This window comes from Haloplanus sp. GCM10025708 (assembly GCF_042663985.1).
GTDB lineage: Archaea > Halobacteriota > Halobacteria > Halobacteriales > Haloferacaceae > Salinirarus > Salinirarus marinus.
On the sequence record NZ_JBHSZA010000011.1, the window covers coordinates 2,738,783 to 2,751,609 of the forward strand.

14 protein-coding genes, 2 tRNA genes and 4 pseudogenes are annotated in these 12,827 nt (G+C 64.6%); 15 read left to right on the forward strand and 5 right to left on the reverse strand.

The window, feature by feature from the left end; all coding sequences use genetic code 11:
• Positions 1–6: 6 nt before the first annotated feature.
• The gene (locus tag ACFQJD_RS18420) at positions 7–288 is read right to left on the reverse strand and encodes a DUF7091 family protein (RefSeq protein ID WP_379800184.1); all 282 of its coding nucleotides are present in this window, start codon (positions 286–288) and stop codon (positions 7–9) included.
• Positions 289–430: 142 nt separating this feature from the next.
• Between ACFQJD_RS18420 and ACFQJD_RS18425 the strand changes: the two genes are divergently transcribed.
• The 3 genes and pseudogenes from ACFQJD_RS18425 to ACFQJD_RS18435 all read left to right on the forward strand — a co-directional run.
• Positions 431–1,360: a replication factor A gene (locus tag ACFQJD_RS18425; protein WP_379800186.1), complete on the forward strand. Its 930-nt coding sequence runs from the start codon at positions 431–433 to the stop codon at positions 1,358–1,360.
• Positions 1,361–1,954: an RPA family protein gene (locus ACFQJD_RS18430; RefSeq protein ID WP_379800188.1), complete on the forward strand. Its 594-nt coding sequence runs from the start codon at positions 1,361–1,363 to the stop codon at positions 1,952–1,954.
• A gap of 63 nt (positions 1,955–2,017) precedes the next feature.
• A pseudogene (locus ACFQJD_RS18435) lies at positions 2,018–2,421 on the forward strand (ribbon-helix-helix protein, CopG family); the annotation flags it as partial.
• Here ACFQJD_RS18435 and ACFQJD_RS18440 read toward each other — a convergent pair.
• Positions 2,363–2,875 (reverse strand): DUF5814 domain-containing protein, encoded by a 513-nt coding sequence (locus ACFQJD_RS18440; protein ID WP_379800190.1) that lies wholly within the window; start codon positions 2,873–2,875, stop codon positions 2,363–2,365. The pseudogene ACFQJD_RS18435 and the gene ACFQJD_RS18440 overlap by 59 nt on opposite strands.
• Before the next feature lie 110 nt (positions 2,876–2,985).
• Here ACFQJD_RS18440 and ACFQJD_RS18445 point away from each other — a divergent pair.
• From ACFQJD_RS18445 to ACFQJD_RS18460, 4 genes are all read left to right on the forward strand, one after another.
• Positions 2,986–3,057, forward strand: a tRNA-His gene (locus ACFQJD_RS18445).
• 180 nt (positions 3,058–3,237) lie between these two features.
• A complete protein-coding gene (locus tag ACFQJD_RS18450) occupies positions 3,238–4,026 on the forward strand; it encodes a type IV pilin (protein ID WP_379800192.1) in 789 nt (262 codons plus the stop codon).
• Positions 4,027–4,032: 6 nt separating this feature from the next.
• Entirely contained in the window at positions 4,033–4,311 is a 279-nt protein-coding gene (locus ACFQJD_RS18455) for a hypothetical protein (protein WP_379800193.1), read from the forward strand.
• A 395-nt stretch (positions 4,312–4,706) separates the two neighbouring features.
• Complete coding sequence (locus tag ACFQJD_RS18460) at positions 4,707–5,390, forward strand: metallophosphoesterase (RefSeq protein ID WP_379800195.1); 684 nt, start codon at positions 4,707–4,709, stop codon at positions 5,388–5,390.
• A gap of 665 nt (positions 5,391–6,055) precedes the next feature.
• Here ACFQJD_RS18460 and ACFQJD_RS18465 read toward each other — a convergent pair.
• Positions 6,056–7,225 carry a CBS domain-containing protein gene (locus tag ACFQJD_RS18465; protein ID WP_379800197.1) on the reverse strand — a complete coding sequence of 390 codons (1,170 nt, stop codon included), beginning with the start codon at positions 7,223–7,225 and terminating at the stop codon, positions 6,056–6,058.
• Positions 7,226–7,309: 84 nt separating this feature from the next.
• Here ACFQJD_RS18465 and ACFQJD_RS18470 point away from each other — a divergent pair, with 84 nt between their 5' ends.
• Together ACFQJD_RS18470 and ACFQJD_RS18475 are read left to right on the forward strand one after the other, a co-directional pair.
• Entirely contained in the window at positions 7,310–7,582 is a 273-nt protein-coding gene (locus ACFQJD_RS18470; RefSeq protein ID WP_379800199.1) for a hypothetical protein, read from the forward strand.
• Positions 7,516–7,686: pseudogene (locus tag ACFQJD_RS18475) on the forward strand (cupin domain-containing protein); the annotation flags it as partial. The gene ACFQJD_RS18470 and the pseudogene ACFQJD_RS18475, both read left to right, overlap by 67 nt.
• A 54-nt stretch (positions 7,687–7,740) precedes the next feature.
• Here the strand turns inward: ACFQJD_RS18475 and ACFQJD_RS18480 are convergent.
• Positions 7,741–8,188: pseudogene (locus ACFQJD_RS18480) on the reverse strand (TRAM domain-containing protein).
• 91 nt (positions 8,189–8,279) lie between these two features.
• On the opposite strand from ACFQJD_RS18480, the gene ACFQJD_RS18485 reads away from it, so the two are divergent.
• On the forward strand, positions 8,280–8,429 hold the full coding sequence (locus ACFQJD_RS18485; protein ID WP_379800201.1) for a 50S ribosomal protein L40e: 150 nt from the start codon (positions 8,280–8,282) through the stop codon (positions 8,427–8,429).
• Here ACFQJD_RS18485 and ACFQJD_RS18490 read toward each other — a convergent pair.
• Entirely contained in the window at positions 8,426–9,046 is a 621-nt protein-coding gene (locus ACFQJD_RS18490) for an MBL fold metallo-hydrolase (protein ID WP_379800203.1), read from the reverse strand. The genes ACFQJD_RS18485 and ACFQJD_RS18490 overlap by 4 nt on opposite strands.
• Before the next feature lie 83 nt (positions 9,047–9,129).
• Here ACFQJD_RS18490 and ACFQJD_RS18495 point away from each other — a divergent pair, with 83 nt between their 5' ends.
• The 5 genes and pseudogenes from ACFQJD_RS18495 (at position 9,130) to ACFQJD_RS18515 (ending at position 12,677) form a co-directional block, all read left to right on the forward strand.
• Positions 9,130–9,306 carry a DUF5786 family protein gene (locus ACFQJD_RS18495; RefSeq protein ID WP_379800206.1) on the forward strand — a complete coding sequence of 59 codons (177 nt, stop codon included), beginning with the start codon at positions 9,130–9,132 and terminating at the stop codon, positions 9,304–9,306.
• Positions 9,303–9,869, forward strand: a complete 567-nt coding sequence (locus ACFQJD_RS18500) for a DUF99 family protein (RefSeq protein ID WP_379800208.1) — start codon at positions 9,303–9,305, stop codon at positions 9,867–9,869. Before ACFQJD_RS18495 ends, ACFQJD_RS18500 begins: the two co-directional genes overlap by 4 nt.
• Before the next feature lie 24 nt (positions 9,870–9,893).
• On the forward strand, positions 9,894–10,490 hold the full coding sequence (locus ACFQJD_RS18505) for a uracil-DNA glycosylase (RefSeq protein ID WP_379800210.1): 597 nt from the start codon (positions 9,894–9,896) through the stop codon (positions 10,488–10,490).
• A 124-nt stretch (positions 10,491–10,614) separates the two neighbouring features.
• Positions 10,615–12,461 (forward strand): annotated as a pseudogene (locus tag ACFQJD_RS18510) (SLC13 family permease).
• Between the two features lie 143 nt (positions 12,462–12,604).
• A tRNA-Pro gene (locus tag ACFQJD_RS18515) sits at positions 12,605–12,677 on the forward strand.
• Positions 12,678–12,827 lie beyond the last annotated feature (150 nt).

Genomic DNA, 12,827 nt, shown 5'->3' on the forward strand with positions numbered 1-12,827 from the left:
GTTAAGTCACCACGTCTCGACGACGCCCTCGCGGATGTCCTCGACACAGCCCCGACAGTCGGGGTGGTCGGGGTCGAAACAGGACGGCCGGCCGGCGTCGTCCACCTCGACCGCCCGGCGTTCGGCGTGGCGACGGCAGACGATGCGGGCGCGACCCTCCTCGTCGGTGGGCAGGTCCGCGACGGCGGGGGCGGAGTCGCGGCCCTCGTGGTAGGTCCGCCGCAGTTCGGCGAACCGCCGGCCGGCGGACCGGGCCGTCCGCTGGACGAACCGTTCGAAGTCGACCATACTCGGCGTTGCGTCCGACGGCCCAAAGGCCCGTCGCCGCGACGACCGTTCACTTCCACCGCGCTCGCGGAACCTTTTATAGCATCGCGAACCAACCGTCGTACGCCTCCCGACGAAATCAAGCCGGAGGCGAGTGAGACCAATGTCAGAACTGCGAACCCACGCAGCGGAGATCGTAGAGCAGTTTTCGGACCATCTCGACCTCGACGTCGAGGAAGTCGAGTCGCGACTCGACAACCTCGTCAACGAGTACCGCGTCCCCGTCGAGGAGGCGCGGCGGAGCGTCGTCAACAGCTACCTCGACGAGGCCGACCTCGAACGCGAAGAACTCGGCGGCGGCGAGAGTCGGGCCGTGGCCCTCGCGGACATCGACGAGGACGAGCAGTGGATCGACGTGACGGCGAAGGTCGTCGAACTCTGGGAGCCCCGAAACGAGGCCATCGCGCAGGTGGGACTGCTGGGCGACGAGTCCGGTCGAACGAAGTTCGTCGCCTTCGAGACGTCGGATCTGCCCGACCTCGACGAGGGCGCGGTGTACGAACTGAAAAACGTCGTCACCGACGAGTACGAGGGGAACTTCTCCGTGAAACTCAACCGAACGACGACCATCACCGAACTCGACGAGGACGTCGAAGTCGGGGACGACAGCGTCGAAGTCGAAGGCGCACTCGTCGACATCCAGAGCGGGAGCGGCCTCATCAAGCGCTGTCCCGAAGAGGGCTGTACGCGCGTCCTCCAGAACGGCCGGTGTTCCGAACACGGCGAGGTCGACGGCGAGTTCGACCTGCGCATCAAGGGCGTCCTCGATGACGGCCAGGACGTCCACGAAGTCATCTTCGACCGGGAGTCGACCGAGGAACTCACCGGCCTGGCCTTGGAGGAGGCCAAGGATATGGCGATGGACGCCCTCGACACCACCGTCGTCGCCGAGGAGATGCGCGCCGACACGCTCGGTCGCTACTACCGGGTGTCGGGTCCGCAACTCGGCCGCTACGTACTGGTCGACGAGTTCGAACGACAGGACGGGCCGGTCGACGCCGAGGCCGCCCTCATCAAAGCGAGGTCGATTTAAATGAGCCAAGCAGTTCCCTCCCGAGAGGTCGCTCGCCGCGTGTTCGCACGCGAGTTCAACGACGCGAGCTACACGTTCAAGGAATCGGACGACGAACGCGCACCGGTCTACCTGCTCCTGCCGACGGGCGAGCGCGCGAACCGCGTCTTCCTCGTCGGGACGCTCACCGAGAAGGAGGACGTCGGCGAGGACAACGAGTACTGGCGCGGGCGCATCGTCGATCCGACGGGGACGTTCTTCGTCTACGCCGGGCAGTACCAGCCCGAGGCCGCCTCGGCGCTGCGTGACCTCGAGCCGCCGGCGTACGTGGCCATCGTCGGCAAACCCCGGACCTACGAGACGGACGACGGGGGCGTGAACGTCTCGGTCCGCCCCGAGTCCATCACCACCGTCGACGCCGCGACTCGCGATCGGTGGGTGATCGAGACGGCGACCCGGACGCTCGAACGCATCGAGGCGTTCGACGACGAGGCCAACGAGTACGCCCGCATGGTCGACGAGCAGTACGACCTCGACGTGGCGTCGTACCGCGAGGCGGCCGTGTCGGCGCTCCAGAGCCTCGACGAGACGGACGAACTCGAAGCCGAGGCCTGACGCCCCGTCCCACGAGCGTCTGACAAACCGTTAAGTAGGAGCGGACCGTCAGCTGTGGGTACCATGGGCAACAAAAACAAGACGATCTCGTTTCGCGTCAACGAAGACGCGTTCGAGACCCTGCGGGAGATCGCCGAAGAGCGTGACATCTCGCTCTCGGCGGTCTTTCGCGACTACGTGGACATGCTCGTTGCCCACGACGGTCAGGTCCGGGTCGTCCCCGAACACGAGCTGGAGAACATGGGCGGGGAGGGCAACAGTTTCCCCCGAAAGTGGAAGTGCCCAAGAGTTTCATCCGCGAGCACGAACGCCTCGAACTGGAGGCGGAACATCTCCGCGAGCAACTCGACGAGCACAAACGTTACGTGAACCACCTCCGGGAGAAACTCGAGGAGGGCGACGAAGAAGTCATCCAACTCGAGGACCTCGACGGTAGCGAGCCCGACGAACCGTCCTTCCGACTCGGCTGCCCGAAAGCGCCTGTCGCGCCTCGCGGGCCCGCCGCTCCATCTCGTCGCTCCCTTCGACCGCCGCGAGCGACTCGACCGCTTCGAGACGGCGGATCGACTGGTCCAGAAACGAGAGGACGTCGCCCGGGTAGGCGTAGACCATGTAGTCGTCGGACATCACGTCGACGATGGCGTCGGGGCCGAGCCCCTGTGCCCGAAGGTCCAGCAGATAGCGGACGAACTGCCGCTCCGGGTAGCCCGTGTAGATGTCGTCGGGATCGTCGCAGTCGAGGAAGTCCTGCGCGAAATCGAGCAGTCGCTCACGGGTCGCGTCGTCGACGTTCGTGAGCCCCTCGCCCGAGTAAAGCACCTCCATCGTCGCTCCCTTGAACGCCCCTTTCGGGATGTTCACGTCCAGCTGGGAGACGATCTGGCGGTGGTTTTTGAGGTAGATCTTGTCGGTGATGGCCACTGTGTCGTGGTAGGCGACGTTCGGTAAAAAGACTCCCGGACGCGAGCGACGAGGGGGAAGCACACGGAGTCGTAACGTACTTAGGTCACAGCGAAGTATCCGAAACTGTGTCCGGGTTAGGGTAGTGGTCATCCTTCAGCCTTGTGGAGGCTGAGACGCGGGTTCGATTCTCGCACCCGGACTTTTTCACGACGACCGCGGGGAGGAGTGGAAAAGCCGGAAGGCGAGAATCGAATCACCGTCAGCAACAGGGAGACGGACAGCGACTCGGGCATCCGCCCGATAATCTACGGGGTTTCGATAGCTCGAACGCCCCGTCATTTGGATGGAAACTGAAACCGCTGGGAAGAGAGACGTACGGTATGTCTCTGGCCGAATCACGGCGTGGAGTAACGTCCATTATCGGCGTGATTCTGCTGATCGCTCTGGCCGTGATTCTGACGTCTGTCGTCGGGGCGTACGTTCTCGGTTCTGTTAGCGAGATGGAACGAGACGAACCGTTAGTGATGTTTTCGTTAAGTACGGAGGGAACGACAGTAGCGATCACCCACACAGGTGGGGATTCGATCGACGGCGACCGATTGTACATCGCGTCAGGGTCTCGTGGGACGCTGGGGAATTATGCCGGAACAGATGGGCGAGCGTGTCGAACCACGATTTCGGAGGTGAATCCGGGAACGGTATGTCGCGTACCGAACGCGACCGACGAAACCCTCTACGTGATCTGGCAGACCCCCAGTAGGGAAACCGTCCTCACCAGATGGCCGGGGATCGAATGGATCACACAAACGGCGACACCTACCCCTGCGCCGACCCTGACGCCAACTGTAACGCCGACTCCGACTGCAACGCCGACTCCGACCGCAACGCCGACTGCAACAGCGACGCCGACTCCGTCGAATCAGCCCCCGACAGCGGACTTCGCGGCTTCCCGCAGGGGCAGGTCTTCCAACGTTGGCCTGGACGGGTCTTCGTCGCGCGACCCGGATGGCACTATCGTCAGGTACGAGTGGTACGTCGGTAGTGAGGGCGGAGTAGACTACACCGGCGAGACGATTTCGGGGGCGAACGTTCCGGCGGGGACGGAAGTGACCCTCGTGGTCACGGACAACGATGGGGCAACGACCAGCGAAACGAAGGCGGTCCACTGACGCCGAATGGCGCAGTGGGCCGTGCCAGTCAGCGCTGGGGCAGAGCGTTGCGTCCGTCGGCAGAACGACTATCGTTCTCGCAATCTATACTGGATTACAGAAGCCCGAAGGAGGCTCTACGTAGCAGGTTTTGTCGGAGCGTCGACGTCGTATATATTCAGCGCATTAGCTTTCACCGGACAGTTCGATGTGCGCGAGTGGTTCGTGTTCGTCGTCGTGTTCCTCGCTGTATTCTTCGGCTTCGAGAAAGGTATGCTGTGGGCGGAAACGCTCGAATCGGAGTGAGAGGCACGCAGAAATCCTGAACGCCGATTTCACGGGAGTCTACAGCTACGGTGCGGACCGTCCAAATTCCGTGAGTCCGGGGACAAGAATCGAAGGTTCGTGGACAGCGACCGCTCCTCACCGTGCCGTCGGTGAATCGATACGGTCTTACAGAGAACACGAATCGGGGGAGAGTGGTGACGCTCGTTGGTTACAGTTGATGACCTCTCGCCGGGACGCTGGCTCCCGGGGCCGATGGCCGTCGAGGTCACGAACGTCGATTGGAACCCTGAGAAATCCCGTCGGGCCGAAGTCGCGCTCGTCGATACCGCCGGTACTCCTCTCCGACTCGTCGACTACGAAGGAGCCGAGAATCCGACCGACTGGAAAGAACGACACCGCTACCGTATCTCTCGGTGTCGAGTGCAGACGGGGGCGGTGGATACGCCCTCGAACTCGCTCCGAGCAAGAAAACGCGAATCGAACCGCTCGGCCCGGCTGAGCAGTGCACGAAACTGCTGGTGATCGGAGACACGCACGTCGGTCGCACGGAACACCCCCGAACCGGGGAGAAGATCGACCCGATCGGAGCGTTCGCTACAGCAGTCGACTACGGCATCGAACAGGGAGTCGACGCAGTCGTTCACGTCGGTGACATCTTCCACGACACGGCCACACCAGTGCAGGCGGCGTTCGTCGACGTGAACGTCTTCGATCCCCTGACAGACGCCGAAATCCCCTTCTATTACGTTCGTGGTAACCATACGGCGACGCCGGGAGACGAGGTCCTGTCGGAGAGAGGCGAGACGGTGTTCCACCTCGACACCGAGGGCGTCGCCGTCGGCGCGTCGACTCGCGTGTTCGGGATCGACCACCACGCGGAGGGACGCCTCCCGTGGAGCGCTCTCGCGTTTCCCGATTCGGTCAGCGAGCCCGTCAACGTCCTCGTCGTGCACCAGACGCTCGAACAGCTTTCCGGTCGCGGCCCGAGGAGCGTCGATCTCGGTCGGGTCCTGCGACGATCCGGGAGCCAGTTCGACCTCGTGATCTCGGGCCATCACCACGACGCGAGTCGGGGGATTGGCGGGGCACGACGGTGATGTACGTGGGAGCCGCTGAGAGAATGAGTACGAACAAGAACCCGACCGATCGCGTGGCGTGGATACTGACCGTCGAAAACGAGTCCGTCTCTTCCGAACGGTACGAGATTCCCTGATGGATTCGGAGCGGTGCGAGCACGTCGCTCGGAGGAGTTGCTTTCACGTCCGCCCGGGAACGGAGCGACGGTAAACTCTCGCCCCCGGCCGCGCCGTCTACGCCACGGCGCTCTCGAACCCCACATTCGAACGTTCTACCACAAGAAAATGTTGGAAAATGATAGAATAACCGTTATCGGGTTCGATACAGATATTATGGTCCGGGAGAGCGAATCTATATAAAAGAGCGTTCGTCATCGAAGGGATAACTTCAAAGAGTGTGCCGTGGTACCAATCACCACAGATGCCGACCTGTGGAAACTGCGGCCTGTTCGTAACGAGCGAGTACTCTCGCGTGTTCGGGGACAACGAGGGGCGAGTGACCGACTGTCCGAACTGCCCGTCTCGCGACGGGGGTACTGAATGGGAGATAGCGGACTCACGCCGGAGGATATCGACCGGATTCGAACGTACCTCGAGAAGCCGAAGTACGACCGCGACCCCGAAGACCTGATGCCGACCGAGACCGACGACGGCCGAGGGGAGAGTAACGCTCTATCGCCGCTCCGTCACCGGACGTCGGGCAGCGAGGAGTCGGCGGACGTGCCGAACCCGCTCTCACTGCGCGACTGGAGGACGTTGAACGCCGTCACGACGTCGGTCCGAGAGATGAGGCCCACGAGAGTGCCGTCGTCGACGACCGGGAGTCGACCGACGCCGTGTTGCTGCATCGTCGAGATGGCCTCCATCGCGTCGGCGTCGGGGGAGATGTCGGCTACGTCGCGGGACATCACGTCGCCGACGGTGTAGGCGTCGCGTTCGACTTCCCGGACCTCGCGCGCGTCGTCGAGGGTGACCATTCCCACGAGGTCGTCGCCCCGCATCACAGGGTAGCCGGTGTGGCGTTCGCGGAACATCCGTTCGATCAGGTCGGCGACGGAGGTGTCCTCGGAGACGGTTTTGAGTTCGTCCGCGGGCGTCATCACGTCGCGCACGGTGACGCCCTGGAGCGCCGCTTTCAACACGGTCTGCTGGGCCTCGCTGGAGGCCCCGATGTAGATGAAAAACGCGAGCGCGACCAGAAACAGGTTGGCAAAGAGCCCGAAGATGCCGAGCATGAAGGCAAAGCCCTTGCCGACTTCGGCGGCGATCTGGGTCGCTCGCGCGTGGGACCGATTGCGGGCGAGAATCGCGCGTAACACCCGCCCGCCGTCCATCGGAAATCCGGGGAGCATGTTGAAGACGGCGAGTGCGACGTTGGTGATGGCGAGGTAGCCAAAGACGAAGTCGACGGTGGCGAATTCGACGGGAGTGAGACGGAAGGCGACGTAGGAAACGACGCCGAGAGCGACGCTGACGACGGGCCCCACCACGGCGATGAGGAGTTCCTGCCGCCAGTCCTCGGGCATCTCCGTGAAGCGGGCGACGCCGCCGAACAGCCAGAGCGTGATGGAGTCGATCTCGTAGCCGTAGTGCATCGCCACCAGCGAGTGGCCGAACTCGTGAAAGAGGACACAGAGAAAGAGGCCGATCGCGGCGGCAGCGCCCAACAGCCAGGGCGTCGAGTCAGCAGTGAGCGTCTCGACGGGGAGCGACGCGCCGAACACGTCGTTGAGGACGACGACGAGGTTCGCCACGTCGGACCCGATGAGCCACGCGAACAACGGCAAGACGATGAGGAACGTCAGGTCGAGTTTGATCGGAATCCCGAACAGACTCCCGATTCGGATGCCGCGCATAGTTTCCCTATGGACGGGGGCTTCTTAAAGACGGGCGTGACGCGCATCGCCAACGCTTAGGTACGGGCCGCCGTGGGACAATCTATGAGTGAGCAGTCACCGACGCCGGTCGTACGTCGCGCAGACGACGTCGAGTACGAGACGGTCGACGCCGCCACGGGGATGCGAAAGGGCGTTCTCATCGACGAGGAAGACGGCGCGCCCCACTTCGCCATCCGCCGGTTCGTGCTGGAACCGGGGGCGGAAGTGCCCAGCCACACGAACGAAGTCGAACACGAACAGTACGTCCTCGAGGGGAGTACGTCGTCGGCATCGACGACGAGGAGTACACCGTCGCGGCCGGCGATTCGCTGCTGATTCCCTCGGGGGCGGTCCACTGGTATCGAAACGACGGCGACGACGCCGGTGCGTTCATCTGCGCGGTGCCGAACGGCGACGACGCTATCGAACTCGTCGAATAGTCGAGAAACGAACCGCTGCAGGCTCTCGGGGAACTGTCCACGTCGGCGCGGCGGTCACTTGCCCCAGAAGTTCTCTCGGCTGCCGAGGCGGTCCGGACGGGTCGGCGTCGACTCGCTTTCGGATTCGGATTCGGCCTCGGAGTCGTCGGTCTCCGCTTCGTCTTCCTCCATCGGCAGGCGTTCGACGATCTCCTTCGAACGGGCGTGGTTCGACTTCACTCGATCGATGCGGACCAGGGCACGGGCGGGGGAGGATGCCGTCGACCATCACGATGAAGCCGTCTTCGGTACGGCCGACGCCCGCACCGCTCTCGTGGATGTCGGTCACGTCGACGACGACTTCCTCGCCCGGTTTGACCGGCTGTTGTTTCAGATCGGAGATGGGCATGTCGTAGTGGTTACACCACTCGGCACCGCCGCGGTCTCCGTAGTGCTGGCAGCCCATCCCCGAGATGCGCTCGGAGAAGCTCGGGCAGTCGTCGGCGAGTGGACAGTTCGCCATGGAGAGCGATACTGGGGCGGCAGTCTAAACACTTGCGTCTCGCAGACTCCGTCTCGCAAGCGTTATGGGCGTCCCTCCGGAATTTCTACCCATGGCTAAGTTCGAAGAAGCGGAAAGTCGGACGCTGGAGAAACAGATCTGTATGCGCTGTAACGCCCGAAACCCGCCGCGCGCGAAGCGCTGCCGCAAGTGCGGCTACAAGAACCTCCGCCCGAAGGCCAAGGAACCGCGGTCGGCTTAATCCTCCGGATATTTCGGTTCTCGCCGCGCCGCTCGCGAGAGCGCTCGCTCTATCACCTCACGCACCGACTCTTCGTTCGCGTGGAAGGCGTCGCCGTGGCCCGCGTACATCGAACCGACCGACTCCGGCAGCCGATCGAGGAGCCGCCGGAGGCTCTCGACGAGGCGGTCGCGCGACTGGCCCGGCATGTCGGTCCGCCCGAAACTCCCGTCGTCGAACGCGGCGTCGTTGTAAACGACGACGTCGCCGCTGAATAGGGTCGTCTCGCTCACCAGTGAGACGTGGTCGTCGGCGTGACCGGGGGTGTAGACGACGTCGAACGTCTCGTCGCCCATCCGTACCGCGTCGCTGTCGTCGAGTTCGTGGGTCCGGCGCGGGTGGTCGGCGTAGGCGTAACAGTCGGCGTCGAACGCGTCGAGGACTGCGTCGAGCTCGCCGACGTGGTCGTGGTGCTGGTGTGTGAGGACGACGGCGTCGAGGCGGTCGGTGTGGTCGGCGACGACGTCCTCGACGCCCGGCATCGTCCCGGCGTCGACGAGCGTCGGTCGGTCGCCCGTGACCAGATAGGCGTTGCAGGTGAACTCCTCGGCGTCGGCGGTGACGTCGATAATCTCCATGGGCCACCCTATTAGGCCGACCTGCAAAAACCCGGGCGTTCCTGCAAACCCTTTTTGAGGCCGCAGCTATTAGGTTACAATGTATGGGTTTCGGGAGCTACGACGAGTCCGAACAAGAAAAGCAGGAGATCGACGCCGACCTCGAAGACGGTGACGGCGTGGCAACGTCCGAGGCCAAACACGACGGCAACGTCGAATTCGAGATCGGCGCGTCGAACGACGAACTGCTGAACCGGTTACAGGAGATAAAGGACGATTGAAATCGGGCGCTCGGGCGCTCGGCGTCGCCGAATCGTACGGGGGTAACGACGCCGGGCGAAGCGTCCTGTGCGGGGCCCTCGTTCGGGCCGACCGCGTCGCCGACGGCTTCGCGTTCGAAGCCTGCAGCGTCGGCGGCACCGACGCGACCGACGCGATCGAGTCGCTTTTTGCCGACCTGAACCGCGACGACGTCCAGTACGTCCTCATATCTGGGATCGCACCCGCGTGGTTCAACGTCGTCGACTTGCGCGCGCTCCACCAGTCGCTGGACCGCCCCGTCGTCTCCGTCTCGTTCGAGGCGAGCCCCGGACTCGACGCCGCCCTCCGGAAGCAGTTCGACGGCGAGGCGTTACGGCGGCGGCTCGCGACCTACCGGGCGCAACCGGCGCGCCAGCGAGTGACCGTCGGCGACGAGACGGTGTTCGTCCGCGCCGTCGGCGTCGACGCGGACCGCGCGGCGGACGTCGTTCGCGCGTTCACGCCCGAGGGCGGCCGTCCCGAACCGCTCCGGGTCGCCCGGCTCGCCGCCCGCGCCGAGCGGCGATGGATGGCGGACAGTTAAGCCCGCGCCGGACGCCTGTCCGGTATGAGCCAGATGGAGGACCTCTGCGTGACCGACTGCGAGCGCTGTCCGGCACTGGTCGACTCGCGCAGTCGCATCGTCAACGGCGTCGGCCCCGGCGACGCCGACCTGGTGTTCGTCGGCGAGGCACCGGGCGCACAGGAAGACGAGCGGGGCGAACCGTTCGTCGGCCGGTCCGGTGACGTGTTGAACGACGCCCTCCGCGACGTCGGCCTCGCGCGCGCCGACGTGCGCATCACCAACTGCGTCCGGTGTCGGCCGCCGGAGAACCGCAACCCGACGAGCGACGAACTCGACAACTGCGAGGGTTACCTCCAGACCGAACTCGACCGAATCGACCCCGAACTCGTCGTCACGCTGGGGAAAGTCCCGAGCGAACGCCTGCTCGACCGGTCCGTCGCCGTGACCGAGGAAGCCGGCGACGTCGTCGACGCCCGCATCGGAGACTCGTCGCGCCGCGTGTTGATCTCGGTTCACCCCGCGGCGACACTTTACGACCGGAGCCAACGCGAGACGTTCACCGACGCCATCGCCCGCGCGGCCGATCTCGCGGGCGTTCGCGAGACGGACGGCGGACAGACCAGCCTCGGGGACTACTGAGACGGCGGCGAGGCCGTCTCAGCCAACTATCGAGACGGCGGCGAGACCGCCTCGGATGGCTACGCAGCGCGACTGAAACCCAAAATCCCGTATCCTTTTTGTCGGTGACTCCGTCGGTGCGAGCGTGGTCGCCATAACGCCGGGAATCGCCGTCGTCACGGCCATCATTCTCCTCGCACTGGTGGCGTTCGCCACGGAGCCAGTGCCGGTGGACATCACCGCCATCGCGGTGATGGTGACGCTGATGCTCGTCGAACCCGTGACGACCCAACTCGCGGCCCTGGGACTCGTTCCCGCACCGGTTCCGATGATAACGCCCGAGCAAGGGCTGTCGGGGTTCGCCAACGCCGCGACCATCACCGTGCTGGCGATGTTCATCCTCAGCGAGGGCGTCCAGCGGACGGGCGTCGTCCAGTTGCTCGGCGCGAAAATCGCGGCGTTCACCGGCACCAGCGAGACGCGCCAACTCGGCGCGACCATCGGCGTCGTCGGCCCCATCTCAGGGTTCATCAACAACACCGCCACCGTCGCCATCCTGTTGCCGATGGTGACCGACCTGGCCGAGCGTGGCGAAACCTCGCCGTCGAAACTCCTCCTGCCGCTCTCCTACGCGTCGATGTTCGGCGGGATGTTGACGCTCATCGGGACCTCGACGAACATCCTCGCGAGCGAACTCTCTGACCGCCTCATCGGTCACCCGTTCGGGATGTTCGAATTCACCCAACTCGGCATCGTCGTCTCCGTCGTCGGCACGGCGTATCTGCTCACGGTCGGTCGGTATCTGACGCCCGCACGCATCAAACCAAAACAGGACCTCACCGAGGAGTTCGAGATGGGCGAGTATCTCACCGAGGTCACCGTCCGCGAGGACTCGCCACTCGTCGGACGGCGCGTCTACGACGCCCTCGTCGACACCGACTTCGACGTCGACCTCATCCAGCTCGTCCGCGACGGCGAGGTGTTTCTCGAACCCTCGCCCCGAAGGAGATCCACGCCGGCGACGTCTTCGCGCTCCGAACCGACCGCGACACCCTCGTCGAACTGCTCGACGTGGAGGGACTCGATCTCGTTCCCGAAGTGACCGTCGACGAGTCGGAACTCGAAGCCGCCGAGTCGGGACAGAACCTCGTGGAAGTCGTCATCTCTCCGGGGTCGTCGCTCGTCGGCGAGTCGCTCTCGTCCGCGAATTTCCGTCAGCGCTACAACGCCACCGTGCTCGCTCTCCGGCGCGGCCGCGAGCTGATGCGCCAGCGTCTGGACGACGTCCGCCTCCGCGTCGGCGACACCCTCCTCGTCCAGGCGACGACCGACAGCGTCGAACGCCTCGACGCCAACCGCGACTTCATCGTCGCCCAGGAGGTGGAACGCCACGACTTCCGCGAGGGGAAGATTCCGGTCGCGCTCGGCATCGTCGCCGGCGTCGTCGCCCTCGCCGCCTTCGACGTCGTCCCTATCGTCGTCGCCGCCCTCGCGGGCTCGCTCGGGATGGTCGCGACGCGGTGTCTCCGCCCGACCGAGGTGTACGACGCCGTCCAGTGGGACGTCATCTTCCTCCTCGCGGGCGTCATCCCGCTCGGCATCGCCATGGAAGAGACGGGTGCGGCCCGACTCCTCGCGGACGCCGTCGTCGAAACGTCGACCGTCCTGCCGCTGCTGGCGGTGCTCGGCGTCTTCTATCTCGTCACCGCCCTGTTGACGAACGTCATCAGCAACAACGCGAGCGTCGTGTTGATGGTGCCCGTCGCCGTCGAAGCGGCCCAGCGACTCGACGCGAGCGCGTTCTCGTTCATCCTCGCCGTCACCTTCGCCGCCAGCACGGCCTTCATGACGCCGGTTGGCTACCAGACCAACCTGTTCGTCTACGGCCCCGGCGGCTACCGATTCACCGACTACCTCCGCGTCGGCGCGCCGCTCCAGTTCATCTTCACCCTCGTGACGCCGCTCGGCATTGCCTTTTTCTTCGGACTGTGACACCGGGCGGCCGTGAGTCAGTTCCGTCTGTCGGCGACGAGCGCACAGCTACGACCGGGGATTTCGAGGCGAAATCTCGATTGCCGGGCGGTGTGTCAAGCGGAGCGAAATCCTTTACCGGTCGGCCCGCACAGTTCGGACACGGGACCGTGGGTTAGCCTGGTATACTTCGGGCCTTGGGTGCCCGTGACCCCGGTTCGAATCCGGGCGGTCCCATTCAGTTATAAAGGAATCAGCCCCTGAGACGCCGGTATTCGGGGGTATCGCGTCACGTCCAGCGAGCGGTGGCTGGAGGTGGTCGCGGTGAGCCGCACCATCGAACTCGACCCGCCCATCTGCGAGTTCTGCGGCTGCTACATCACCGAC

Excerpts from the sequence above, each read along its gene's own strand:
- ACFQJD_RS18420 (WP_379800184.1), bottom strand. The coding sequence starts at position 288 with ATGGTCGACTTCGAACGGTTCGTCCAGCGGACGGCCCGGTCCGCCGGC.
- ACFQJD_RS18425 (WP_379800186.1), top strand. The coding sequence starts at position 431 with ATGTCAGAACTGCGAACCCACGCAGCGGAGATCGTAGAGCAGTTTTCG.
- ACFQJD_RS18430 (WP_379800188.1), top strand. The coding sequence starts at position 1,361 with ATGAGCCAAGCAGTTCCCTCCCGAGAGGTCGCTCGCCGCGTGTTCGCA.
- ACFQJD_RS18450 (WP_379800192.1), top strand. The coding sequence starts at position 3,238 with ATGTCTCTGGCCGAATCACGGCGTGGAGTAACGTCCATTATCGGCGTG.
- ACFQJD_RS18455 (WP_379800193.1), top strand. The coding sequence starts at position 4,033 with ATGGCGCAGTGGGCCGTGCCAGTCAGCGCTGGGGCAGAGCGTTGCGTC.
- ACFQJD_RS18465 (WP_379800197.1), bottom strand. The coding sequence starts at position 7,225 with ATGCGCGGCATCCGAATCGGGAGTCTGTTCGGGATTCCGATCAAACTC.
- ACFQJD_RS18470 (WP_379800199.1), top strand. The coding sequence starts at position 7,310 with ATGAGTGAGCAGTCACCGACGCCGGTCGTACGTCGCGCAGACGACGTC.
- ACFQJD_RS18485 (WP_379800201.1), top strand. The coding sequence starts at position 8,280 with ATGGCTAAGTTCGAAGAAGCGGAAAGTCGGACGCTGGAGAAACAGATC.
- ACFQJD_RS18490 (WP_379800203.1), bottom strand. The coding sequence starts at position 9,046 with ATGGAGATTATCGACGTCACCGCCGACGCCGAGGAGTTCACCTGCAAC.
- ACFQJD_RS18495 (WP_379800206.1), top strand. The coding sequence starts at position 9,130 with ATGGGTTTCGGGAGCTACGACGAGTCCGAACAAGAAAAGCAGGAGATC.
- ACFQJD_RS18505 (WP_379800210.1), top strand. The coding sequence starts at position 9,894 with ATGAGCCAGATGGAGGACCTCTGCGTGACCGACTGCGAGCGCTGTCCG.